17 protein-coding genes and 3 pseudogenes are annotated in these 24,640 nt (G+C 65.7%); 16 read left to right on the top strand and 4 right to left on the bottom strand.

The genetic code is table 11. The features are described from left to right. Positions 1-2: 2 nt before the first annotated feature. Positions 3-656 (bottom strand): phosphoribosylglycinamide formyltransferase, encoded by a 654-nt coding sequence (gene purN / locus LN139_RS14410; RefSeq protein ID WP_236354543.1) that lies wholly within the window; start codon positions 654-656, stop codon positions 3-5. Then, positions 656-1,714, bottom strand: coding sequence for a phosphoribosylformylglycinamidine cyclo-ligase (gene purM / locus LN139_RS14405; RefSeq protein WP_236354538.1), 1,059 nt, complete (start codon positions 1,712-1,714; stop codon positions 656-658). The genes purN and purM overlap by 1 nt, the downstream gene beginning before the upstream one ends. A gap of 252 nt (positions 1,715-1,966) precedes the next feature. Between purM and LN139_RS14400 the strand changes: the two are divergent. The 6 genes and pseudogenes from LN139_RS14400 (at position 1,967) to LN139_RS14380 (ending at position 6,844) form a co-directional block, all read left to right on the top strand. Next, positions 1,967-2,970, top strand: a pseudogene (locus LN139_RS14400) (DUF2066 domain-containing protein). A gap of 9 nt (positions 2,971-2,979) precedes the next feature. After that, positions 2,980-4,053 carry an AI-2E family transporter gene (locus LN139_RS14395; RefSeq protein WP_236354536.1) on the top strand — a complete coding sequence of 358 codons (1,074 nt, stop codon included), beginning with the start codon at positions 2,980-2,982 and terminating at the stop codon, positions 4,051-4,053. 99 nt (positions 4,054-4,152) lie between these two features. Beyond that, on the top strand, positions 4,153-4,860 hold the full coding sequence (gene hda / locus LN139_RS14390) for a DnaA regulatory inactivator Hda (RefSeq protein WP_236354535.1): 708 nt from the start codon (positions 4,153-4,155) through the stop codon (positions 4,858-4,860). A gap of 653 nt (positions 4,861-5,513) precedes the next feature. Beyond that, a complete protein-coding gene (locus LN139_RS14385) occupies positions 5,514-6,008 on the top strand; it encodes a C40 family peptidase (protein WP_442964320.1) in 495 nt (164 codons plus the stop codon). Continuing rightward, the gene (locus tag LN139_RS25755) at positions 5,939-6,175 is read left to right on the top strand and encodes a C40 family peptidase (RefSeq protein ID WP_442964319.1); all 237 of its coding nucleotides are present in this window, start codon (positions 5,939-5,941) and stop codon (positions 6,173-6,175) included. Before LN139_RS14385 ends, LN139_RS25755 begins: the two co-directional genes overlap by 70 nt. Positions 6,176-6,292: 117 nt before the next feature. Then, the gene (locus tag LN139_RS14380; RefSeq protein ID WP_236354533.1) at positions 6,293-6,844 is read left to right on the top strand and encodes a C40 family peptidase; all 552 of its coding nucleotides are present in this window, start codon (positions 6,293-6,295) and stop codon (positions 6,842-6,844) included. On the opposite strand, the gene LN139_RS14375 is transcribed toward LN139_RS14380, so the two are convergent. Then, positions 6,845-7,609 (bottom strand): SDR family NAD(P)-dependent oxidoreductase, encoded by a 765-nt coding sequence (locus LN139_RS14375; RefSeq protein ID WP_236354531.1) that lies wholly within the window; start codon positions 7,607-7,609, stop codon positions 6,845-6,847. Between the two features lie 228 nt (positions 7,610-7,837). Between LN139_RS14375 and LN139_RS25750 the strand changes: the two are divergent. The 10 genes and pseudogenes from LN139_RS25750 to LN139_RS14330 all read left to right on the top strand — a co-directional run. Further along, positions 7,838-8,893 (top strand): annotated as a pseudogene (locus LN139_RS25750) (methyl-accepting chemotaxis protein); the annotation flags it as partial. Between the two features lie 27 nt (positions 8,894-8,920). Then, positions 8,921-9,802, top strand: coding sequence for a methyl-accepting chemotaxis protein (locus LN139_RS25745; protein WP_442964441.1), 882 nt, complete (start codon positions 8,921-8,923; stop codon positions 9,800-9,802). Between the two features lie 236 nt (positions 9,803-10,038). Beyond that, a pseudogene (locus LN139_RS25740) lies at positions 10,039-11,246 on the top strand (AMP-binding protein); the annotation flags it as partial. A gap of 39 nt (positions 11,247-11,285) precedes the next feature. Beyond that, the gene (locus LN139_RS25735; RefSeq protein ID WP_442964440.1) at positions 11,286-11,795 is read left to right on the top strand and encodes a hypothetical protein; all 510 of its coding nucleotides are present in this window, start codon (positions 11,286-11,288) and stop codon (positions 11,793-11,795) included. Beyond that, a complete protein-coding gene (locus LN139_RS14355; protein WP_236354525.1) occupies positions 11,792-13,591 on the top strand; it encodes an acyl-CoA dehydrogenase family protein in 1,800 nt (599 codons plus the stop codon). The genes LN139_RS25735 and LN139_RS14355 overlap by 4 nt, the downstream gene beginning before the upstream one ends. A 29-nt stretch (positions 13,592-13,620) precedes the next feature. After that, entirely contained in the window at positions 13,621-13,875 is a 255-nt protein-coding gene (locus tag LN139_RS14350; RefSeq protein WP_442964439.1) for an acyl carrier protein, read from the top strand. Further along, a complete protein-coding gene (locus LN139_RS14345) occupies positions 13,872-17,846 on the top strand; it encodes a non-ribosomal peptide synthetase (protein WP_236354522.1) in 3,975 nt (1,324 codons plus the stop codon). Before LN139_RS14350 ends, LN139_RS14345 begins: the two co-directional genes overlap by 4 nt. Then, positions 17,833-18,297, top strand: a complete 465-nt coding sequence (locus LN139_RS14340; RefSeq protein ID WP_236354519.1) for an SRPBCC family protein — start codon at positions 17,833-17,835, stop codon at positions 18,295-18,297. Before LN139_RS14345 ends, LN139_RS14340 begins: the two co-directional genes overlap by 14 nt. After that, entirely contained in the window at positions 18,290-21,433 is a 3,144-nt protein-coding gene (locus tag LN139_RS14335; RefSeq protein WP_236354518.1) for an outer membrane lipoprotein-sorting protein, read from the top strand. The genes LN139_RS14340 and LN139_RS14335 overlap by 8 nt, the downstream gene beginning before the upstream one ends. Then, on the top strand, positions 21,430-22,650 hold the full coding sequence (locus tag LN139_RS14330) for a hypothetical protein (protein ID WP_236354517.1): 1,221 nt from the start codon (positions 21,430-21,432) through the stop codon (positions 22,648-22,650). The genes LN139_RS14335 and LN139_RS14330 overlap by 4 nt, the downstream gene beginning before the upstream one ends. Before the next feature lie 1,040 nt (positions 22,651-23,690). Here LN139_RS14330 and LN139_RS14325 read toward each other — a convergent pair. Then, complete coding sequence (locus tag LN139_RS14325) at positions 23,691-24,608, bottom strand: hypothetical protein (RefSeq protein ID WP_236354516.1); 918 nt, start codon at positions 24,606-24,608, stop codon at positions 23,691-23,693. Between the last annotated feature and the right edge of the window lie 32 nt (positions 24,609-24,640).

Raw genomic sequence — 24,640 nt, 5'->3', positions numbered from 1 at the left:
TCCTAGTGGCGTATCACGTGGCCGCTGGCGGGCAGGGCTTGGGCATCCAGTTGTACGCTGCCGTCGCCGGCCAGTTTCAGCCGGCCTTCGGCGAACCAACGCACCGCCAGTGGGTAGATCTGATGTTCCCGGGCATGCACCCGCTGCGCCAGTGTGGCTGGCGTATCGCCGGAGTCTACCCGGACGACGGCCTGTAGGACCAGTGGCCCCCCATCGAGTTCCTCGGTGACGAAGTGCACACTGCAACCGTGCTCGGCATCACCGGCTTCCAGTACTCGCTGGTGAGTATGCAGGCCCTTGTACAGCGGCAGCAGGGAAGGGTGGATGTTCAGCAGGCGGCCGTGATAATGGCGCACGAAAGCAGGCGTGAGGATGCGCATGAAACCGGCCAGCACCACCAGTGAAGGCTGGTGCTGGTCGATGGCGCCGATCAACGCCTCGTCGAAGGCCTCGCGGCCTTCGTACTGGCGATGGTCGAGCACCGCAGTGGCAATGCCGGCCTCACGGGCGCGCACCAGCCCATAGGCCTCGGCGCGGTTCGAAATCACTGCACATACGCGCGCCGGGTTGCCCTCGGCAGTCGTTGCATCGATCAGTGCCTGCAGGTTGCTGCCGGTGCCGGAGAGCAGCACCACCACATTACAAGGCTGGGGCATCAGTGCGCCTTGAGGTTCTGCAGCTCGACCTGTGCAGCACCGGCTGCGGCCTGGGCGATGTGGCCGATGACCCAAGGCTGCTCACCGGCATCGCGCAGAGCCTTGAGCGAACGCTCGACGTCGGCCTGGGCCACGCAGATCACCATGCCGACACCGCAGTTGAGCACGCGGTGCATCTCGGTTTCGTCGACGTTGCCTTGCTGTTGCAGCCAGTCGAATACAGCTGGGCGTTCCCAACTGGCGACGTCGACCACCGCCTGGGCGCCTTCGGGCAGCACGCGCGGGATGTTGTCGAGCAGGCCGCCACCGGTGATGTGGGCCATGGCCTTGACGGCGCCGGTTTGCTTGATCAGTTGCAGCAGCGGCTTCACGTAGATGCGGGTAGGAGCCATCAGCAGGTCGGCCAGCGGCTTGCCGCCCAGTTGCGTGGTTTCGACATCGGCGCCGGACACTTCGATGATCTTGCGGATCAGTGAGTAGCCGTTGGAATGCGGGCCGGACGAGGGCAGGGCGATCAGCGCATCGCCGCTAGCAACCTTGGAGCCATCGATGATTTCGGCCTTTTCCACTACGCCTACACAGAAGCCGGCCAGGTCGTAGTCGTCGCCTTCGTACATGCCGGGCATCTCGGCGGTTTCACCGCCCACCAGCGAGCAACCGGCCAGTTCGCAGCCCGCGCCGATGCCGGTGACCACAGTGGCTGCGGTGTCGACGTTGAGCTTGCCGGTGGCGTAGTAATCGAGGAAGAACAGCGGCTCGGCGCCGCATACGACCAGGTCGTTCACGCACATGGCGACCAGGTCCTGGCCGATGCTGTCGTGCTTGTTCAGGTTCAGTGCCAGGCGCAGCTTGGTGCCCACCCCGTCGGTGCCGGAGACCAGCACGGGCTGCTTGTAGCCGGCCGGGATCTCGCACAGCGCGCCGAAGCCGCCCAGCCCGCCCATCACCTCGGGGCGCGCGGTCCGCTTGGCCACGCCCTTGATGCGTTCGACCAGTGCTTCGCCGGCGTCGATGTCTACACCGGCGTCCTTGTAGCTCAGGGAGGGTTGCTTGCTCATATCAAGGCCTATATGAAGGGGGCGTTCGAAGAAAAAGACCGTGCCACCGCCTCGGGGCAGTGCCCGCTGGCAGCGAGGCAGGCTCGGTCTGTGAAGGCGCGCGATTCTAACAGGCTTGGCCATGAGCGACCACCGCCGGCTGAACCGTTGGCGGTTGTGCGTTACGCGAAAGTTTTGTTGGCGAGGCTGAATGTTTTGTCGGAAAGTGTGGTCACACGGCCATTGATCGCCTCAGCCCTTCGGGAAGCCTACATGCGTTTTCACACCCTCTTGCTCGCCTGCTGCCTGGGCCTGGCCCCGCTGGCCCAGGCAGAAACCGTCAACAACCTTTACCTGGTGCATGAGCCGGCCAGCAGCCAGGACGCTGCCGAGCGTGACCAGGCAACGCAAAAGGCCGTGGAAACCCTGGTGCTGCGCCTGACCGGCGATGCCAAGGCCTATTCCAGCCCGGCCCTCGCCGCACTACGCGCCGACCCCAAGCAGATCATCAGCCAGTTCGGTTTCGAGGGTGGCAACCCGCCCTCGGTGCAAGTGGAGTTCGACCCCGCTGCTACCGATGCAGCGCTGCGCAAGGCCGGCCTCTCGCTGTGGGGGCGAACCGCCCCTCGATCATCGCCTGGTGGCTGACCGATAACGCCGACGGTACCAACCTCACCGGCGACGGCCAGCCCAGCGCGGAGCCGCTGCGCCGTGCTGCCCAGCACCGTGGCCTGCCGCTGCGCCTGCCGCTGGCCGACCTGTCCGAGCAGCCGCTGGCCAGCGCCAAGGCGTTGGAAGGTAACGACCCGGCCGGTTTGCGCAGTGCCTCGGAACGCTACGGCGCAGATGCCCTGCTGGCGGTGCATGCCACCGGCAGCGACGGCCAGATGCAGGCCAAATGGCAGCTCTGGCTGGGCGATCAACGCGAAAAAGGCACTGTGCAAGGTGCCAACAACGCAGCACTCGCCGATGCAGTGATGCTCGCGGTCAGCCAGAAGCTCGCGCCGCGCTTTATCGTCAAACCGGGTGCCAGCAGTGACCTGGCCTTGGAAGTTCAAGGCATGAACCTGGACCGCTACGCCCAACTGGGCCGCATGCTCGAAGGTTTCGGCGGGCGCCTGGTGTCGGTCGAGGGCGACAAGGTGGTGTATCAGGTGACCGGTAGCCCCGACCAGTTGCGTGCCCAGTTGAGCCTGGCCAAGCTTCAGGAAACCCCTGCCGACCCGGCTCAGCCGCAGCCTGCCGGTACACCCGCCATGCTGCATTTTCACTGGTAAGGAAGCCCCATGACCGATGTTCGCCGCTGGTACTGGATTGGCCTGTTTCTGTTGCTGTGCGCATTCCTTTATCTGCTTCATCCGATCCTCACCCCGTTCCTGGTGGCGATGGTGCTCGCCTACCTTGCCGACCCGCTGGTCGACCGGCTCGAAGCCTGGGGGCTGTCGCGCACCCTGGGCGTGGTGGTGGTGTTCCTGGGGTTCACCTTGGTTTTCGCGCTGGGCCTGGTGGTGCTGATCCCCATGCTGGCTCGCCAGGTGGTGCGGCTTTATGAACTGGCGCCGCAGATGCTCGACTGGCTGCAGCAATCGGCGCTGCCTTGGGTGCAGGCCAAGCTGGGCTTGGGCGAGGGCTTCTGGAAGTTCGACAAGATCAAGGCCGCCATTTCCAGCCACATGGGCCAGACCGGTGATGTGGTAGGCCTGGTGCTGCAGCGTGCGACGGCTTCGAGCCTGGCGCTGTTCGGCTGGCTGGCCAATCTGGTGCTGATCCCGGTGGTGGGCTTCTATCTGCTGCGCGACTGGGACGTGATGATGGCCAAGATCCGCAGCCTGCTGCCGCGCCAGCGGGAGAAGCAGATCGTCGGCCTTGCCGGTGAATGCCACGAAGTGCTGGGCGCCTTCGTACGCGGGCAACTGCTGGTGATGCTGGCGCTGGGCGGCATTTATGCGGGCGGCCTGATGCTGACCGGGCTTGAGCTCGGGTTGCTGGTCGGGGTCATCGCCGGGCTTGCCTCCATCGTGCCGTACATGGGCTTCATCACTGGCATCGGCGTTGCGATGATCGCTGGGTTGTTCCAGTACGGGCTCGACCCGCTGCACCTGTCGCTGATAGCCGGTGTATTCGTCGTTGGCCAGGCGCTCGAAGGCATGGTGCTCACCCCGTTGCTGGTAGGTGACCGCATCGGCCTGCACCCGGTGGCGGTGATTTTTGCAGTGCTGGCGGGCGGCGAGCTGTTCGGTTTCACCGGCATCCTGCTGGCCTTGCCGGTGGCCGCGGTGATCATGGTGTTGATTCGCCATGTGCACGATCTGTACAAGCAGTCCGACCTGTACGCCGGCAGTGAAGACCCTGACCTCTAACCCGTTGATTCGCCAAGGCTCTGCGGCGCGTTGTGCGCCTTGGCGGGCGCGGTATAGAATCCGGGCTTCATCTTCCCCGGGTTTTGCCTGCGCCTTCGCATGAAACAACCTATCCAACTGCCTCTGGGCGTGCGCCTGCGTGACGACGCCACCTTCGTCAACTACTACCCCGGCGCCAACGCGGCGGCGCTGGGCTATGTCGAGCGGTTGTGCGAAGCGGAGGCCGGTTGGACCGAAAGCCTGATCTACCTTCGGGGCAAGCAGGGTGTAGGGCGCACGCACTTGCTGCAGGCCGCGTGCCTTCGTTTCGAGCAAACCGGCCAGTCGGCGGTATACCTGCCATTGGCGCAGATGCTCGACCGCGGAACCGGCCTGCTCGATTACCTGGCCCAGTACGAGCTGGTATGCCTTGACGACCTGCACGTCATCGCCGGCAAGCCCGAGTGGGAAGAGGCGATGTTCCACCTGTTCAACCGCCTGCGCGACAGCGGGCGGCGCTTGCTGATCGCAGCCTCTGCCTCGCCTCGCGAGTTGCCGATCAAGCTGGCCGACCTCAAATCCCGCCTCACCCTGGCGCTGATCTTCCAGATGCGCCCGCTCTCCGATGAGGACAAGCTGCGCGCGTTGCAGCTGCGTGCATCGCGCCGCGGCCTGCAACTCAACGACGAAGTCGGCCATTTCATCCTCACCCGCGGCAGCCGCAGCATGAGCGCGCTGTTCGACACCCTAGAGCGCCTCGACCAGGCCTCGCTGCAGGCTCAGCGCAAGCTGACCATCCCGTTTCTCAAGGAAATCATGGGCTGGTAATGTGCCCCGCTGCTGGGCAGGTTTCCGTCGTTTTCTGAGTGGCCTGCCAGAAAACGGGCACTTTCTACCCGGCAACGTGCACCGTTGTGCGGCAGTTCATTTCCCGGTCACAGCCATGACGGCGCACCTGTTCGCCAGACGACGAGCGGTCGCGTGCCTCCCAGAGACTGCAGGGCAGAGCAATCAACCAATAGCTTCAGGCTGTTTCATAGCACCTGCTTGCCGGAAATATGGCGCCAAAAAGGTCAGGTTGGCCGGTCATTTGCATCGTGAGCTACCTCCGCGCTGCAGCGGTGTTGGGGGTGGTGTGTGCTGCCAAAGGGCAGAAGCCGACCAAAAACTCCGGAACCATGATTGAAGATCTCTATCAATAGGTGGCCAATGGCTACTGCCTGGTGATCGCTCTTGCTTTTCGCCTCCCTGTGTAATCGTCCTGAAACCTGCATTACAGGGACGTGACAGGGGCCGTTTCACCATGAATATCAACCCCATGCCCATGCCATACGGCCTGAGCACGGACGCCCAAGTGGCGGCGAGCGCGTTAGAAGTGACGCCGATTGTTCCAAGTCACATTTTGTTCGATTGAATTTGCAAATAGTGACAAATGGAGGCATAGTCGCCGCTCATCAATTTTCAATGCCACGGTCGTGCCCATGCTGCGTCGCTTAGCACCCCTCGTGCCCCTTGCACTCGTTACCCTGCTGATCGGTTGCGCCGCCAATTCACCGGTTTCGCAAGAGCAGGTTTCAAACGCTTCCGCTACTCAACAACAGCCGCTGGTATTCAAAAGCCGCCCGCACATGGCTTCCCAGTCGCCCTTCGACAGCCAGGCCGATGACGCCAGCGCCGACGACGACGCGATGAACGCGTTCAGCGGTGACAAGCGCTATCAAATGCCGATGCTGGCCGACAGCATTCTGGAGCGTGGCAAGTCGCTGATCGGTACGCGCTACCGCTTCGGTGGCACCACCGAAGCCGGCTTCGATTGCAGCGGGTTCATCAACTTCCTGTTCCGCGAAGAAGCCGGCATGACCCTGCCGCGCTCCAGCCGCGAAATGATCAACATGGATGCCCCCTGGTGGCCCGTAACAGCCTCAAGCCAGGCGACGTGCTGTTCTTCGGCACCAACCGCGGCAAGGGCCGGGTAAGCCATGCCGGTATCTACCTGGGTGACGACCAGTTCATCCATTCCAGCAGCCGCCGCAGCGGTGGCGTGCGCATCGACAGCCTCGATGACGCCTACTGGAAAAAGACTTACATCGAGGCCAAGCGTGTTCTGGCCAAGGCACCGACCACCACGGTCGCGCGCAAGTAAGCAAAACGCAGCAAAAAAGCCCCGGCGACGAACGGTCTGTTCTCGCCGGGGTTTTTTATCCAAAACAGTGTCTTAAGAGCTAGTCTTCATCGGCAGTCTTAACTGGAAGTTTCTGTCATGGCCTTATTTCAAGCTCGCCTTGCCCTGATTGCCTGTGCTGCTGCGTTGCTGGCCGCTTGCGCCAGCCCGCCTTCGCCACCGCCGGTGGTGCAGGTTGCGCCGGTTCGCCCGGTCATCATCGATACCGCCGATTACTCGGCCGGCCGCGCCGACGACGTATTGTTCAGAGCCATCGGCCTGGTCGGCACGCCTTACCGTTGGGGCGGCAACACGCCTGCCGCAGGCTTTGACTGCAGCGGCCTCATTGACTTCGTGTATCGGGATGCCGCCGGCATCGCGCTGCCGCGCACCACCGGCGAGATGCTCGACATGCCCAAGCAGAGCATCAACCGCAGCGAGCTGCGCTCGGGCGACCTGGTGTTCTTCTCGACGCAAGGCGGGCGCAGGGTCAGCCACGCTGGTATCTACGTGGGCGAGGGGCGTTTCGTGCATGCGCCGCGCACCGGCGGCACCGTGCGGCTCGATTACCTGAACAAACCCTACTGGGCCAAGGCGTATCTGGATGCCAAGCGCATCATCGAACCGCAGCGGTTGGCCAACAACCCCTGATCAACCCAGTTGAGGCTGGCCGTTGGACGCGCTCAGGCCGCCGTCCACCGGCAGGTTCACGCCATTGACGAAGCGCGCGTCGTGGCTGGCCAGAAACGCAATCACATCAGCCACTTCTTCCGGCTGAGCCGCGCGCCCCAACGGGATGCGCTCGGCGAACTTGGCCATCAGCGCCGCATCCTCTGAAACACCTGCGCTCATGTCACTGATCGTCAGTGACGGGCACACCGCATTCACCCTCACGCCTTGCGAACCGTACTCAAGCGCCAGGGCGCGAGTGAGGTTGGTGACCGCCCCTTTGCTGGCGTTGTAGAAGCTCATGCCCCAGTCGCCGCCCAGCCCTGACACCGACGATACATTGACGATGCAGCCATTGCTCGCCAGCAAATGCGGCATGGCTGCACGGCAGCCGTAGATCACCCCGTCGACGTTGGTGGCCATGGTTTTGCGCCAGTCGTCGAGCGAGCCGTCGGTAAAGCTGCCCGGCACTGCAACCCCTGCGTTGTTGACCAGTACATCGAGGCCGCCGAAGTGCGCCACGGCGGTTTCGATCAGCGCCTGAACGGCGTCCGGGTCGGCGACGTCGGTAGGCACCACCAGCGGGCGTGCGCCTTTGCAGCGTGCAGCCACTTCCTCGAGTTTTTCCTTGCGGCGCCCGGCCAGCACCACATGGGCACCCTCCTGCGCGAAACGCACTGCGGTGGCAGCGCCCATGCCGGAGCCTGCGCCGGTGACGATGACGATCTTTTCGTGGAAACGGTTCATGTGCCGAGTCTCCTTGAAGGTTCGAATGCCTGTGCATAATGCCTGTGCATATTGAAGCGCAAGGGTTGATAGCGTTCCGCAGAATTCACCGAAACGGCGTCGACATAGCTCAGGGCGACGTGCGCATAGCTGTTTGCCATTATTGCGACGTCAAGGTATTGCTCACACTCAAGCTCAGGTCGCAACCTCCCGATATTGTGGTGTCCGAACTGCAACGGGGGGTGGGTGATGAGTACGCACCGAGCTGGCCTGCTGGCCAATTGGGGAATGGCGAGCAAGCTGGCACTGGGTTTTTCCCTGGTGCTGGCGCTGACTGCGTTGGTGGCGGGGATCGGCCTGTGGTCGCTGGGTACCATTGGCAAGCGCTTCGATGGTTTGCAGCGTATGAGCGAGTTCAACAGCGAGCTGTTGGCACTGCGCCAGGTCGAGAAAGACTACGCCCTGCATGGCAAGGCCGAGGAGGCCGACACCCTGCGCAAAGGCCTGGACAAGCTGCTGGCTCGCGCCGATGAGCTGCGCGGGCAAAGCTCGGCCAACGAGGCGCCGATGCAGGCGGTGATTGCCGCGCTCAAGGCCTACCGCCAGGCCTTCGATCAGTTCGTCGACATCAACCAGTCCAAGGACCTCGCGCTGGAAATGGCCAGCTGGTCGGTGTCGAGTGTGGCCAACAACCTGGACGTGTTGCAGTCGGGGCTGGCCGATGACGGCACCTGGAACCTCAAACAGTCCAAGGGCGAGGATGGCGCGCAGTTCATTGCCCAGGCCGGCCAGGTGACCCAGGTCTCGCGGTTGATGCTGCTGGCCATGGAACAGGCCAGGGTTCGCCTTGAGCAAGCCCGCAAAGGCGATACCGATTCGGCCGGCGGGCGCATCGAGCAGGCCGACCAGGCCTTGCAGACCGCCCAGGCGCTCAAGGCGCAGATCCAGGACGCTGGCTACCAGACGGTGCTTGAAGAAGTCACCAATCACATCGGGGCCTTTACCGAGAAGCTCGCCGAATACACCGACCTGCTGGCCAAGGAAAAAGGTGTTTACCAACAGCTGAACGACCGCGCCACTCAGGCCATGGGCCTGGTCGACAAGGCCTATGTCGAGCACTACGGCGCCATGCAGGCCGAGCTCAAGAAAAATGCTGCACTGATCATCGCCTCCACCGTGGCTGCGCTGTTGGTGGGGATACTGGCGGCCTGGCTGATCACACGCCTGGTGGTGGGGCCACTGCGCGCAGTGATCGCTCGAGCACGGGCAATCGCCGAAGGGGACCTGAGCGCGAGCGAAGGCGTCAACCGGCGCGACGAAATCGGCCAGTTGATGCAGGCGATGCAGCAGATGAGCCAGGCACTGGCACGAATCGTCAGCGGCTTGCAGGCGGGGATCGTGCAGCTGGCGAGTAATGCAGACTCGCTGTCGAGCGTCGCCCGCCAGACCCACCAGGAAGTCAGCTCGGCGCAGGCTGAGACCGAGCAAGTGGCCACCGCCATGCACCAGATGACCGCCACCGTGCATGACGTGGCCCGCAATGCCGAACAAGCGGCGTTGGCCGCCGAAAGCGCCGATGCGCGGGTCGGCACTGGCCAACAGGTGGTGCAGCAGAGCCTGCAACGTATCGATCGTCTGGCGCGCTCGGCCGAGTCGGCCAGCAACGGTATTCAGAGCCTGAGTGGCGAAATCCAGAACATCGGCCAGGTGCTGGACGTGATCAAGAGCGTGGCCGAGCAGACCAACTTGCTGGCGCTCAATGCGGCCATCGAAGCTGCACGGGCTGGCGAGCAGGGCAGGGGCTTTGCGGTGGTGGCTGATGAAGTGCGTGCGCTGGCCAGGCGTACTCAGCAATCGACGGCGGAAATCGAACGGCTGGTCAGCGCCTTGCGCCAGGCAGCCGAGGCCTCGGTGGTGCAGATTCGCGGCAGCGGCGAGCTGGTTCAACATGCAGTGGGCGATGCCCAGCAGACTGCCAGCGCGCTGGCGAGCATTGCCGATGCGGTGTCGACCATCCAGCAGATGAACCAACAGATCGCCGCCGCCGCAGAAGAGCAAAGCTCGGTGGCCGAGGAGATCAACCGCAGCGTGGTCAGCATTCGCGGCAGTGCCGACCACTCTGCCCGGGCCATGCAGAGCAACCTTGGCGCCAGCGAGCAGTTGGCGGGGCTTGGAGCGGAGCTGAAGGGAATGGTGAGCCAGTTCAAGCTTTGAAGCTTCAAGCTTCAAGCTTCAAGCTTCAAGCTTCAAGCTTCAAGGGGAGGGGCTGGCATCCGAGAGGGGCCGGCCCTTTTTGCATTTTTTCGAGCGCGCAAGTGTGCGTTGATCGTTCAGAAGATGCCGTTTGTCCGGAGGGCTGCCATGGGCTCTCATCCTATTGGACTAAATAAATTGCGATGTATATAGACAGGTCTGTATATTCCGCGATCTCTTAATTCGGAGATTCGGACATGGTCGCTACCGGTACGCTGTTAGCGGAGTCGCCCCGCCAGGAGCATGAGGCTCCCTTTGTTCATTTTCTCGAGGTCTTGCGCCACCGGGCCAGTACTCAGCCTGAGCGCCTGGCGCTGACCTTCGGTAATGGCCTGGATACCCCGGCAACCTACACCTACGCGCAACTCGACCAGGCAGGCCAAGCCTTCGGCGCCCGCTTGCAGGCGCTGGGTGCGGCGGGTGAGCGGGTGGTGATCCTGCTGCAGCCCAGTGCCGACTACGTGCTTGCGCTGCTGGGTTGCTGGTACGCCGGCGCGACCGCGGTGCCGGTGTTTTCGCCCAAGTTCAACGCCTCCTACGAGCGTGTGCGGTTGATCGTCGAGGATGCCCAGGCTCGCGTGCTGGTCAGCACCGAAGCTGTGGTTCAAGCGCTGGACGCCGGCCAATGGCCGGCCCTGGCGGATGGCGCCCTGCGTACCTTGCCTGTCGATAAAGCGCCTACAGAGCCGGCTGCGCTTTGGCACATGCCAGTGATCGATGCCAACAGCCTGGCCGTGTTGCAGTACACCTCCGGCTCCACCGGTGCGCCAAAGGGGTGCGCTTGCTGCACCGGCACCTGCTGGTGAACTCGGCGATGATCCACCAGGCTATGGCCAGCAGCGCCGATGACGTCGGCGTGGTCTGGTTGCCGCCGTATCACGACATGGGTTTGATCGGCGGGCTGCTGCAGCCGCTGTACGCTGGGTACCCGGTGCACCTGATGGCGCCGGCCACGTTCCTGCAGCGCCCGCTGCGCTGGTTGGAGACGATCAGCCGCTTGCGCGGCACGGTCAGCGCAGCGCCGAATTTCGCCTACGAGCTGTGCGCCCGTCGCTTGAAACCCGAGCAGGTCGCCAGCCTCGACCTGAGCAGCTGGCGCCTGGCCGCCAACGGCGCCGAGCCGATTCGCCAGCGCACCTTGAGTGTGTTCAGCCAGGTGTTCGCCGCTGCAGGGTTCGATGCCAGCGCCTTTGCGCCGTGCTACGGCATGGCTGAAACCACCTTGCTGGTGGCCGCCAGCGCGCCGGATGCTGCCCCCGTGATACTGCGTGCAGACCGCCAGGCGCTGCTTGGCGGTACGGTCCAGCCCGCCACGGGCGACGATGCGGTGGTGCTGGTGAGCAGCGGTACCCCTGCCGCCGGTGCCTGCGTGGTGATTGCCGACCCTCAGCGCCTGGAGGTGCTGCCGCCGGGCCAGGTGGGCGAGATCTGGGTCGCCGGGCCAATGGTCGCCGACGGCTACTGGAACAGCCCGCAGGCCACCGAGGCCAACTTCCACGCGACCCTCGAAGGCGGTCAACACTCATGGCTGCGCACCGGGGACCTGGGCGCATTGCTGGAGGGCCAGTTGTACGTCACCGGCCGCCTGAAAGACGTGATCATCATCCACGGCCACAACCATTACCCCACTGACCTGGAAGACACCGTCGGCAAACTCGATGTGGCGATCCGCCCGCAAGGCGTGGCGGCCTATGCCCGCGAGCTGGGTGGCGAGGAAGCGCTGGGGCTGGTGGTGGAGGTTGAACGCAACCTCGCCGAAACAGCGCTGGCTGCGCTGCGCGCGCGCATCGTCGAAGCGGTGTCGCAGGTGCATCAATTACGCGTAGGTGAGCTGCTGCTGGTGGCGCCGAACAGCCTGCCGCGCACCTCCAGCGGCAAGTTGCAGCGTGCGCGCACGCGCCAGGCGGTCGAGGAGGGCACGTTGCAGGCCCTGGCCGGGAGGGCGCAGCCATGATTCCGGCTCAATACCTGGGCGCACTGTCGCTGGAGCAGCGCCTCGGCGACCCTTGGCTTGAGAGCAACCTGTTGTCCTGGCCCAGCGCGCTGGCACTGGACGAACAGGATGCCTTCCCCGAAGCCGCAGTCACCGGCCTCAATGCCCTCGGCTTGCCCCAGGCCTACGTGCCGCACGGCCTGGGCGGGCAATTTCGCAGCAGCGAGGCGTTCGTTGCGCTGGGCCGTACGTTGGCCCGGCGCAACATGTCGGTGGCGGTGGCCTACAGCACCATGCTCTGGAGCACGCTGGGCTGGATCGGCGGCACCGACGTGCAGCGCCAGGCCATCGCCCGCTGGATGATGGACAACGCCAGCTTCCCGTGCCTGGCCTACTCAGAGGCCGACCACGGCGCGGACCTTGTCTCCAACCGCCTCACCGCAACGCTCAACGAGGATGGCAGCTACACCCTCGATGGCGAGAAGTGGCCGATCAACCGGGCGATCCGCTCGGGGTTCCTGGTGCTGCTGGCGCGCACCAGCGAAGGCAACCACATGCGTAACCATTCGCTGTTCATCATTTCCAAGGAGCAGCTCAACAGCCAGCGCTACTACTACCTGCCACGGGTGAAGACGCACGGCCTGAAGGGCTGCGACATCAGCGGCATCGGCTTTCGCGGCTGCACGATTCCGGCCAGCTGCCTGATCGGCCAGCCCGGCCACGGCCTGGAGCTGGCACTCAAGGGCTTCCAGGTCACGCGCACCTTTTGCGCCGCGCTGTCATTGGGCGTGGGCGATACCGCACTGCGCATCGCCAGCGACTACGCGGCCCGCCGCGTGCTCTACGGCAAGCCGATCGACCGGTTGCCGCACAACCGCGACGTGCTGGCCAACGCTTACCTGTCGCAACTGGCAGCCGAGTGCGTGACCATCGTCGCCGCCCGCGGCCTGCATGTGTGCCCACAGTTGTATGCGGCCTGGTCGTCGGTCACCAAGGTGCAGGTGTGCCGGCTGGTCGACCACGCCTGCACCGAGCTGTCGCACGTGCTGGGCGCTCGCTTCTACATGCGCGATCAGCAAAACGTCGGCATTTTCCAGAAGTTCTACCGCGACGGGGCCATCGTCTCGATCTTCGACGGCAGCACCCATGTGTGCCTGGACAGCCTCACCACCTTGCTCGATACCCTGGTGCGCGACACCGCCCAGCCCGAGGCGAGCCAGTGCCTGCAAGCACTGTTCGACCTCGAAGCACCGCTGGCCGACATCGACTACAGCCGCCTCACGCTGTACTCCCGCCACGGCGACCCGCTCATCGGCCAGTTGCCGCATCTGCTGGGCAAGGTTCAGGCGCTGGCTGAAAGCGATCACCTGCCGGCCGCCACCCTGGCCGAATTGCGCCAGCTGTGCGAAGCCTTCGTCGAGCAGGCCCAGGCGCTGGCCGAGCAGATCCGCCAGACCCCACGCCAGGCCGGCCAGCAAGAGGCACGCCGCATCGGCTACGCGCAGCGCTATTGCGCCGTGTTCGGCGTGGCGGCTTGCCTGGGTGTGTGGCTGTACAACCGCGACCGCTTCGGCCCCTTCTTCGCCAGCGGCCAATGGTTGCTGGGCTTGCTGGAGCGTGGCCTGGCGGCCGACTTCGGCCACGGCGTACTGGCCCCGCAGCGGGTCGATGCGCTGTTGGCGCAACTGGCTCACCAGCGCAGCGCCAACCACATGCTGTCGATCTTCACCTGGCCGCTGGCAAGCGCCGGCTCTGCCGAACAACTGTTTCCCTCGATCACCAAGGAAGATGCCTGCGATGAACTCGATTTCTCGTGACACCGCTTACTGGCGCACGCGCCTGAGTAATCCTGCTGGAGCAGGAACTGCGCATGGAGCCAGGCACCCTGGCCTGCGAGCGCAACCTGTCCGAATACGGGCTGGACTCGATCGTGGCGCTGACCCTGGTGGGCGATCTTGAGGATGAACTGGGCATGACGCTGGAGCCTACCCTGGTGTGGGATTACCCTTCGGTCGATGCCCTGGCCGCCTACCTGAGCCGCCTGGCCGAGCCGGTGCAGCCTGCTGCGGCGCTGTTGACCGACGCACCGGGGCTGGCATGACAGGCGCCGCGATCGCCCACCCGGCGACCGCCTGGCCGCTGGCCGCCGAGCAGCAAGGCTTGTGGTACGTCCAGCAAGTAGACCCCGGCTGTGGTGCCTTCAACCTGTTGTTCAGCTGCCAGGTGCGCCTGGTTGCAGCGCAGTGGCCGGCGTTGCCGGCGCTGCTCGACAGTCTGCAGCGCGATTTTCCGCTGTTGCGCAGCGCCTTCGTGGCAGGGCCTGGCGGGGTCGAGCAACGCGTGTTCGAGCGCTTCCAGCCCGAGGTGCGCACCGCCGACTGCACCGGCCTGAGCGATGCGGCGCTGGCCGAGCGCGCCCGCGCCGACGCCCGCCAACCCTTCGACCTGGCGCACCCACCCTTGTGGCGGGTGCAGTTGTACCGCCAAGGCGAAGGCCAATACCTGTTCGTCTTCGTCGTGCACCACGTGCTGCTGGATTTCTGGTCGCTGGGGCTGCTGCTGCAAGAGGCGGCCAGCCGCCTGGCCGGTGCCGGGAGCGTGCTCATGGCGGCCGAGGCCCAGCCCTATGCCGAGCATGCCGGCGTGCACCTGGCCCCCGAGCGGCGCGCAGAATTGGCTCAGTACTGGCGTACACAACTGGCCGACGCGCCCGGACTGCACAGCCTGCCGCTGGACCACCCGCGCCCGGCGACCCAGTGGCACGGCGGCGCTTCGGTACCGGTAAACCTGGGCCGTGCCACTACCGAACAGGTTCAGGCCGTGGCCCGCGCGCATCAGGCCACGCCATTTCTGGTGATGCTGGCGGCGTACGCCACCTTCATCAGCCATTTTGGCGGCGAGCCAGACGTCGTGCTGAGCACCCCATTCGCCAACCGCATCAAGCGCGGCACACGCCAGGCGCTGGGGCAATTCGTCAACACCCTGTGCCTGCGCTTGCGCGCCCAGCCTGAAATGACCTTCCTTGCGCTGTTGGCCCAGGCGCGCGAAGTGTTCGCCGGTGCCCTCAAGCACCAGGCTTTGCCATTTCACGAAGTGGTCGAGGCGGTTGCGCCGCGCCGCGACCCGGGTTACTCGGCGCTGTCGCAACTGGGCTTTTCCTGGGAGCGGCTGCCGGTGGTAGAGGCCTTCGCCGAGTTCTTCAGCCAGGCGCAGGGCGAGCAGGCGCAGGTGCTGGCGGGCATGGCGGTGAGCAGCTTCTATGTGCCGCAACAAGAGGGGCAACTGGACCTGACCCTGGAGATGGGCGGCGAGCACGACGGCGCATTCACGGGCCTGCTCAAATACAACGACCGGCTGTTCAGTGAGGGCAGCGTGCGGGTGATGGCCGACGCATTCGTGGCCATGGCCGGGCGCCTGCTGAGCCAGCCTGAGCAGCCGCTGGCCCAGCTCTGCGCGCCCGATGCCTGCCAGCGCCAGCAGTGGGCGGCGCTTGGGGCGGGGCCTGCGCGGCACTGGCGCGAGCGCTGCGTGCTTGAGCTGATCCTGGCACAGGCCCAGGCCCGGCCTGATGAATTGGCGCTGGGCGATGAAGCCTTGTCGCTGACCTACGCCGGCCTGTTGCAGCGCAGCGCCCAGCTTGCCGCCGCGATGGCGGCGCGCGGCGTGGGCACCGGCAGCCGGGTCGGCTTCAAGCTGGAGCGCAGCGCGCACCTGGTCCCGCTGATCCTCGGCATCTGGCGCCTGGGTGCGTGCTACGTGCCGCTGGACCCGCACTTTCCCGCAGAGCGGCTGGCCTACATCGCCGCCGACGCAGCGCTGAGCCTTGTGGTCACCGAGCATGAACTCGATGACTTCCCCGCCGAGCTGCCAAGGCTCTACCTGGCCGGCGTCGAAGGTGACCTGCCGGTGCCTGAGCTTCAGGCAAGCCCGCAAGGCCCTGCCTACATCCTTTACACCTCCGGCTCTACTGGCCAGCCCAAGGGCGTGGAAGTGGGGCATGCTGCGTTGCTCAACTTCATGGCGAGCCTGGCTGAAACCCTTGGCCTGGGCCAAGAGACGCGGCTGCTGGCCGTCACCACACCGTCGTTCGATATCTCCCTGCTGGAGCTGTTCCTGCCGCTGTGCGTGGGTGGCCAGGTGTGGGTGGCGGACCACCCCAGCACCCGTGACGGCCAGCGCTTGCTGCACTGGGTCGCCAGCCGGCGCATCACGGCCCTGCAAGCGACGCCGGCCACCTGGCAGATGCTGGCAGGCAGCGATGAACGCGGGCAACTGGCCGGGCTCACCGCGCTGTGTGGCGGCGATGCGCTGCCGCATAGCCTGGCGCAGCGCCTGTTGGCCCAGTGCGCCCAGGTGTGGAACCTCTACGGCCCCACCGAAACCACCATCTGGTCAAGCGTGGCGCGGCTGCGCCCGGGCCAGCCGGTGACCCTTGGCCAACCGATCGCCAATACCCACCTGTGGGTGCTCGATGAACACGGCCAACCCGTGCCACCGGGCATGCTCGGTGAGCTGTGGATCGGCGGCCAGGGTCTGGCCGAGGGTTACTGGCAACGGCCGGAGCTGACCGCCGAGCGTTTTCGCAACGACCTGCCCGCGCTCGCCCCACGCCTGTACCGCACCGGCGACAAGGTGCGCTGGAACGCCCAAAGCCAACTGGAGCACCACGGCCGCCTGGATTTCCAGGTCAAGTTGCGGGGTTACCGTATCGAGCTGGGCGAAATCGAAGCGGCGCTCGAGGCATGCGAAGGCGTGGCGCAGGCGGTCGTCAGCCGCTGGGTAGATGAGCGTGGTGAGGCACTGGTGGGTCACTGGGCCAGCCGTGCTGGCGCCCAGGTCAGCGCTGCTGCATTGCAGCAAGCGCTGCGCGCGCGGTTGCCGGCGTACATGGTGCCCACCCTCTGGGTGGAGCTGGAGCGCTTTGCGCTGACGCCCAACAACAAGGTCGACCGCCGCCGCCTGCCAGCCCCGCAAGGTCCGCTCACCAGCGCCGAGCCGGTAGCGCCGCGCACGCCGCTGGAGGCACAACTGCTGGCGCATTTCGCGGCGGTGCTCAAGCGCGAAGGCCTGGGCGTGCACGACGACTTCTTCGACCACGGCGGCCATTCTTTGCTGGCGGTGGAGCTGGTCGATCGGGTGGCACGTGAACAGGGCTGCACCCTGGAGGTGGCAGACCTGCTTGGCGCACCGACCGCTGCAAGCCTGGCCGCCCGTGTGCACCGCGGTGCAGGCGACGGCTCGCTGCGGGTGACCCTGCGCAAGGGCAGTGGCCGGCCGCTGTGGTTGTTCCACCCCATCGGCGGCAATGTGGTCAGCTACCGCGTGTTGGCCCGCCTGCTCGACACCCCGCGCCCGGTGATCGCCATCCAGTCGCCCGGCCTGCGTGAGGCCGGGCAGGCCGAGGTGACGGTCGAGGCCATGGCTAGCCTGTACCTGCAGCAGATCCGCCAGGTGCAACCGCAAGGCCCTTATCTGCTCGGCGGCTGGTGCTTCGGCGGTGCCATTGCCTATGAGGTGACCCGCCAGTTGCTCGAAGCGGGCGAAGCAGTGGAGGGCACCTTCCTGCTCGACACCCGCGCCCCGGTGGCCGCCAACGTGCCAGCCGAAGCCGACGACGCCACCTTGCTCGCCTGGTTCGCTCGCGACCTCGCCACGCCTCACGGTATCCGCCTGCAACTGGACGCCGCCGAGCTGCGGCGTATGGACAGCGATGCGGCGTTCGCTTTCGTACTCGATCAGGCCAAAGCCGCCGGCGTGCTGGAGCCCGACGCCGACGCCGGGCAACTGGCGCGGCTGTTCGAGACCTACCTGGCCAACGGCATCGCCTTGCAGCTGTACTTCCCACCGGGTATCGACGCGCCGCTGTACCTGCTGCTGGCCACCGACGAGCCGGAAGACTTCGGCCCCTTGCTGGGCTGGGAGCAGCTGTGCCCGCAGCACCTGGAAGTGGGCCGAGTGGCCGGCGATCACAACAGCATTCTCTACCTTCCTTTCGTCGAAGCAGTGGCCAGCGAGCTGAGCCAGCGCTTCTTCGCCCCCTTGCCGTGGAGTTACAGCCATGATCCGGGCTGAGTACCAACGCACGCTGGCGCTGCCGCGTGCCGCTGTTTTCGCTTACCTGAGCGACCCTTCCAACGATGTGCTGTGGCAAGGCTCGTGCGTGGAGGCCAGCCTGCTCGACGGCAGTACCGCGCCGGGTGCGCGCTACCGCATCAAGTTCAGTTTCCTGGGCAAGAAGATGGATTTCGATTGCCGCATCCTGGCCAGCGACCCATGCCAGCACTACAGCTTCGAAGCGCTCGAAGGGCCGTTCAAATACGTGGGCCAGTACCGTTTCGCCGACACCGCCGAAGGCCACACCGACCTGCACTGGCAGTTCGACGTCGAGCCGGGGCGCTTCTTCGGCATCCTGCCGGTGTCCTTGCTGCGCAAAGTGTTGATTTCCCAGGTCGAGAAGGACCTCGCCAACCTCGAAACCCTGCTCCTGCAGGCCACCGCCCAGGAGGGCGCGCACCATGCGTAACTACGCTGCATTCATCTTGCGTTTCCGCTGGGCAGTGATCGCCGTCACCGTGCTGCTTACCGCTGTGCTGGGCGTGTTCGGCGCGGGGCTGAAAATCGTCATCGACCCGGCCACTCTGGCGCCCCAGGGCCACCCGCTGATCCAGTCGACCAACCAGGTCGAGAAGGTGTTCGGCTCCAAGTACCTGATGATCATCGGCATCACGCCCAAGCAAGGTGACATCTACCAGCCCGAGGTGCTGCGCACCGTGCGCGACCTCACCGCGCGCCTGGACACCACGCCCGGAGTGGTGCGTTCGACGCTGCTGAGCCTGGGCAGCCGCCAGGCCAAGGGCATTCGCGGCACCGACGAAGGTTTCGAGGCTCGCCCGCTGCTGGGCGAAGGCGCACTGCCCGATGCCGCGACCTTGCGCGCGGCGCTGGCCGGCAACCCGGTCTACGAGCAGACGGTGGTCTCCGCCGACCGCCGCAGCGCGGCGATCCTGGTGGAGCTCAAGGAGCGCTCCGACGGGTTCACTGCGATGATGGCGCCGATCCATGAAGTACTCGATGGCTTCAAAAGCGATGGCCTGAACATAACCTTGGGCGGCAACCCTGTGTACCTGGAGCAGACCGAGCAATACGCCCAGCGCATCAACATCCTGTTCCCCATCGCCATTCTGGTGATCGGCCTGTTGCACTTCGAGGCCTTCCGTACCGTGCAGGGCCTGGTGCTGCCGCTGGTGACCGCGCTGATGGCAGTGGCCTGGGCACCGGCTTCATGGGTGCTCGGGCAGCCGATGGACATCTTCAACTCGCCCACGCCCATCCTCATCCTGGCGGTGGCGGCGGGGCACGCGGTGCAGTTGCTCAAGCGCTACTACGAAGACTACGCGCGCCTGCGCAACGAAGGCGGGCTGGCCCCGCGCGAGGCCAACCGTGAAGCGGTGATCGCTTCGCTGGCGGGCGTGGGCCCGGTGATGCTGATCGCCGGCAGCATCGCGGCCATCGGTTTCTTCTCGTTGCTGGTGTTCGACATCGCCACCATTCGTTCTTTCGGCGTGTTCACCGGCGTTGGCATCCTCAGCGCAATGCTGCTGGAAATGACCTTCATCCCGGCAGTGCGCTCACTGCTCAAGCCACCCAGCGAAAAGGCCCTGAACAAAGGCGAGAAGGTGCGTGTGTGGGACCGCCTGGCCCGTGGCGCCGCCGAGTGGGTGGTGTGCCGCCCTCGGCGCGCGGCCATCTTCGCGGGTTTCACGGTGATGACGGCATTGCTGGTGTGGGGCATGCAGGGCGTGGTGATCGATAACGCCACCAAGAAGTTCTTCGCCGCCGACCTGCCGATCCAGCAGGACGATGCCCAGCTCAACGCTCAGTTCGGTGGCACCAACAGCCTCTACGTGATGATCGAAGGCCCCGGCGCCGACGCCATCAAGCGCCCTGATGTGCTGGCGGCCATCGCCGGCCTTGAACACTACGCCCAGGCCCAGCCGCACGTGGGCAAGGCGGTGTCGATCGTCGATTACCTCACGCGCATGAACAAAGCCATGCACGGCGACGACGCCCGCTTCGACACCCTGCCTGACAGCCAGGCGCTGACTTCCCAGTACCTGCTGCTGTATTCGATGTCCGGTGAGCCGGGCGATTTCGATTCGTGGGTCGACTACAACTACCAGCGCGCCAAGATCACCTTGTTGCTCAAGACCGGCGACAACGCGGTGGTCAAGGCGCTGCTTTCCAACCTGCAGGCGCAGGCCGCCAAGACGTTCCCGGCCGATGTGAAAGTGAGCTTCGGCGGTGACGTGGCGCAAACCGTGGCGCTCACCGAAACCCTGGTGCAGGGCAAGCTGCGCAACATCCTGCAGGTGGCGCTGGCGATCTTCGTGATCTCGGCACTGGTGTTCCGTTCGCCGTTCGCCGGCCTGATCGTGCTCACTCCGCTGGCCCTCGCCGTGGTGGCGGTGTTCGGCACCATGGGCTGGCTTCACATCCCGCTGAACATTCCCAACTCGCTGATCAGCGCGATGGCGGTGGGCATCGGCGCCGACTACGCGATCTACATCCTCTACCGGCTGCGTGAGCAGGTGCGGGCGGGGCAGGGCGCCGAACAGGCAGTGCGCACCACCCTGGCCACGGCCGGCAAGGCCTGCCTGTTCGTCGCCACGGCGGTGGCTGGCGGCTATGGCGTGCTGGCCCTGTCGCTGGGCTACAACGTGCACCTGTGGCTGTCGATGTTCATCGTGATCGCCATGCTGGTAAGCGTGATCGGCTCGCTCACCCTGGTGCCGGCGCTGGCGCTGGTGTTCCGCCCACGCTTCATCTTCGGCGGTGCCGAGCCTCGGCTCGCCGCCCAGTTGAACGGTGCATTGGTACTGGCCGCCGCCCTGGGCCTGGCGCTGGCCGCCACGCCCGGCACTGCGCGTGCCGAGCAACCTGACGCATCCGCGATCATGCGTGACAGCTACGCGGTGACCAAGGTGCGCGACTCCTCCACCCAGGCCACCTTCACCCTGATCAACGCCGCTGGCGAGCAGCGTGTGCGCCAGACCGAGGGCGTGACTCGCCTGCAGGAGGGCAGCGACGATAACAGCCGCTACGTCAAGTTCCTCTCTCCGCAGGACATCAAGGGCACCGCTACCCTGCTGGTGGAGCATTCGGCAGGTGATGACGACATGTGGATCTACCTGCCGGCCCTGAGCAAGGTGCGCAGGCTGTCGGCTTCCAACAAGCGCGACAGCTTCGTCGGCACCGACTTCAGCTACGGCGACATCGTCGGCCACAACCCCGGCAAGTGGCGCCACACGCTGGTGGGCGAGGTGACGGCGCCCGGCGGTGAGCCGGCCTGGAAGATCGAATCGGTGCCGGCCGACGACACCGTCGGCAAGGACACGGGCTACTCGAAGATGGTCAGCCTGATCGCCAAGGCCAACCGGGTGCCGCTGCACGTCGATTTCTATGACCTGGCCGGTCAGCCGCTCAAGCGGGTCGACAACAGCCAATGGCAGCAGGTCGGCAGCCAGGGCAAGCGGCAGGCCATGCAGTCCCAGGCCGAGAACTTGCAGAGCGGCCACAAGACGGTGATCGCGCTCAGTGGCTATGTGGCTGAGCAAGGCGTTGCAGACCGCTACTTCAAAGCCCAGAGCCTGGACCGATGAGCCGAGCGTGGTGGCTGGGCCTGGCGCTGCTGCCAGGCCTGGCCAACGCTGAGGTGGTGCTGGACCATTCGCTGTCGCTGCGCAGCGGGTGGTGGAGCGGCGACCGTGCGCTGACCGATCGCAGCGGCATCGCCACCGGTTCGGCCTGGGGCCGTGGCACGCTGCGCAGTGATGACTTCGGTGAGCTGGTTTTCGACGGCTGGGCCATGGCGCAATCGGCCAGCCGCGAGCGCGGCGGGTTGGTCCGCGAGGCGTTCTGGCGCTATGACTTTGCCGACTACAGCCTCAAGGTGGGCCGGCAGATCGTGGTCTGGGGCCGCGCCGACGCGGTCAACCCGACCGACAACCTCAGCCCGCGCAACTACTGCCTGCTCACCCCGGTCGACGGCGACCAGCGCTGGGGCAACGATGGCATCAGCCTGAGCCACGACAGCGCCTGGGGCACCTTGCAGGGGCTGTGGTACCCGCGCGCTCAGCAGTCGCAGATCCCTCTGCTGAGCCTGCCCGGGGTGGCCTACCGCCAGGAGGACTCCCGGCGCGACCAATGGGCGCTCAAATGGGACAAGACCGGCGACAGCGCCGATGGCTCGGTGTCGTGGTTCGACGGCACCGACCCGCTGCCGGTGCTGGTGCCCGGCGGCCTCGGCCCGAGTGGCGCACTGGTGCGGGTGGCCGCCCAGCACACGCGGGTGCTCGGTGCCGATTTCAGCACTACCCAGGGCGGCACGGTGTGGCGGGCCGAGGTTGCCTATTCGCACCCCGACAGCGATGGCGCCGATGACTTCCTGCACAAGAAGCCGCAATTTGCGGCGGTCGCAGGCGGCGAGTGGCAACTGCCTGGCACCGCCACCCTCGGCGTGCAACTGACCTGGGTGCACGTTTTCGACTACGCCGACGCTCGAAATCTTGCGCCCGGCTTCGAGCGGGAGGTTGCCATGCGGCAGCTGGCGACCAGCAACCAGACGCGCCGCGACCAGCTCGGTTTCACCTGGCGCCTGGCCAACCGCTGGCTCAACGACCAGTTGACCCTGGAATTCAGCGGCGCCGCCAACCAGAGCGACGGCAGCGGCATTGCGCGGGTGCAGGGCAGCTATCGGGTGAGCGACCCGCTGACATTGAAGGTGGGAACGGATTACTACTACGGGCCGCAGTACAGTTTTCTCGGGCAGTTGCGGGATAACCGGGTGCTTCATACGCAGGTGGAGTACGGGTTCTAGCACTGCGAAAGCACCACGGCGCGCCGGCCTGCACTCCACCCGTTCGCTTCGCAAGCTCGCAGATCGGCGCGTCGCCCGGCGAGCCGGCCTCCCACCACAGCAAAGCAATGCGGCGCCTTTCAAACCGTGGGAGTGCGGCTTGCCGCGCGACGCGCCGGCCTGCATTCCACCCGTTCGCTTCACAAGCTCGCAGATCGCCGCGTCGCCCGGCGAGCCGGTCTCCCACCACAGCAAAGCAATGCGGCGCCTTTCAAACCGTAGGAGTGCGGCTTGCCGCGCGACGCGCAGGCCTGCACTCCACCCGTTCGCTTCGCAAGCTCGTAGATCGGCGCGTCGCCCGGCAAGCCGGCCTCCCACCACAGCAAAGCAACGCGGCGCCTTTCAAACCGTAGGAGTGCGGTTTGCCGCGCGACGCGCAGGCCTGCATTCCAACCTGTTCGCTTCGCAAGCTCGTAGATCGGCGCGTCGCCCGGCAAGCCGGCCTCCCACCACAGCAAAGCAATGCGGCGCCTTTCAAACCGTGGGAGTGCGGCTTGCCGCGCGACGCGCAGGCCTGCATTCCAACCTGTTCGCTTCGCAAGCTCGTAGATCGCCGCGTCGCCCGGCGAGCCGGTCTCCCACCACAGCAAAGCAATGCGGCGCTTTTCAAACCGTAGGAGTGCGGCTTGCCGCGCGACGCGCAGGCCTGCACTCCACCCGTTCGCTTCGCAAGCTCGTAGATCGGCGCGTCGCCCGGCAAGCCGGCCTCCCACCACAGCAAAGCAATGCGGCGCCTTTCAAACCGTAGGAGTGCGGCTTGCCGCGCGACGCGCAGGCCTGCATTCCAACCTGTTCGCTTCGCAAGCTCGTAGATCGCCGCGTCGCCCGGCAAGCCGGCCTCCCACCACAGCAAAGCAATGCGGCGCCTTTCAAACCGTGGGAGTGCGGCTTGCCGCGCGACGCGCAGGCCTGCATTCCAACCTGTTCGCTTCGCAAGCTCGTAGATCGGCGCGTCGCCCGGCAAGCCGGCCTCCCACCACAGCAAAGCAATGCGGCGCCTTTCAAACCGTAGGAGTGCGGCTTGCCGCGCGACGCGCAGGCCTGCATTCCAACCTGTGCTTCGCAAGCTCGTAGATCGCCGCCTCGCCCGGCGAGCCGGCCTCCCACCACAGCAAAGCAATGCGGCGCCTTTCAAACCGTAGGAGTGCGGCTTGCCGCGCGACGCGCAGGCCTGCATTCCAACCTGTGCTTCGCAAGCTCGTAGATCGCCGCCTCGCCCGGCGAGCCGGTCTCCCACCACAGCAAAGCAATGCGGCGCCTTTCAAACCGTAGGAGTGCGGCTTGCCGCGCGACGCGCCGGCCTGCACTCCACCCGTTCGCTTCGCAAGCTCGCAGATCGCCGCCTCGCCCGGCGAGCCGGTCTCCCACCACAGCACAGCAACGCGGCGCCTTTCAAACCGTAGGAGTGCGGTTTGCCGCGCGACGCGCAGGCCTGTATTCCAACCTGTTCGCTTCGCAAGCTCGTAGATCGCCGCGTCGCCCGGCGAGCCGGCCTCCCACCACAGCAAAGCAATGCGGCGCCTTTCAAACCGTGGGAGTGCGGCTTGCCGCGCGACGCGCAGGCCTGCATTCCAACCTGTTCGCTTCGCAAGCTCGTAGATCGCCGCGTCGCCCGGCGAGCCGGCCTCCCACCACAGCACAGCAACGCGGTGCCTTTCAAACCGTGGGAGTGCGGCTTGCCGCGCGACGCGCAGGCCTGCATTCCAACCTGTTCGCTTCGCAAGCTCGTAGATCGGCGCGTCGCCCGGCAAGCCGGCCTCCCACCACAGCAAAGCAATGCGGCGCCTTTCAAACCGTAGGAGTGCGGCTTGCCGCGCGACGCGCAGGCCTGCATTCCAACCTGTTCGCTTCGCAAGCTCGTAGATCGGCGCGTCGCCCGGCGAGCCGGTCTCCCGCCACAGCACAGCGGCGTCGTTCAAACTGTAGGAGTGCGGCTGCGCCGCGCGACGCG

The sequence above is a fragment of the Pseudomonas sp. KNUC1026 genome (genome assembly GCF_021650705.1).
Taxonomy (GTDB): Bacteria; Pseudomonadota; Gammaproteobacteria; order Pseudomonadales; family Pseudomonadaceae; genus Aquipseudomonas.
The sequence above is the reverse complement of the archived record's forward strand: the minus strand, read 5'-3'. Positions and strand labels throughout refer to the sequence as shown.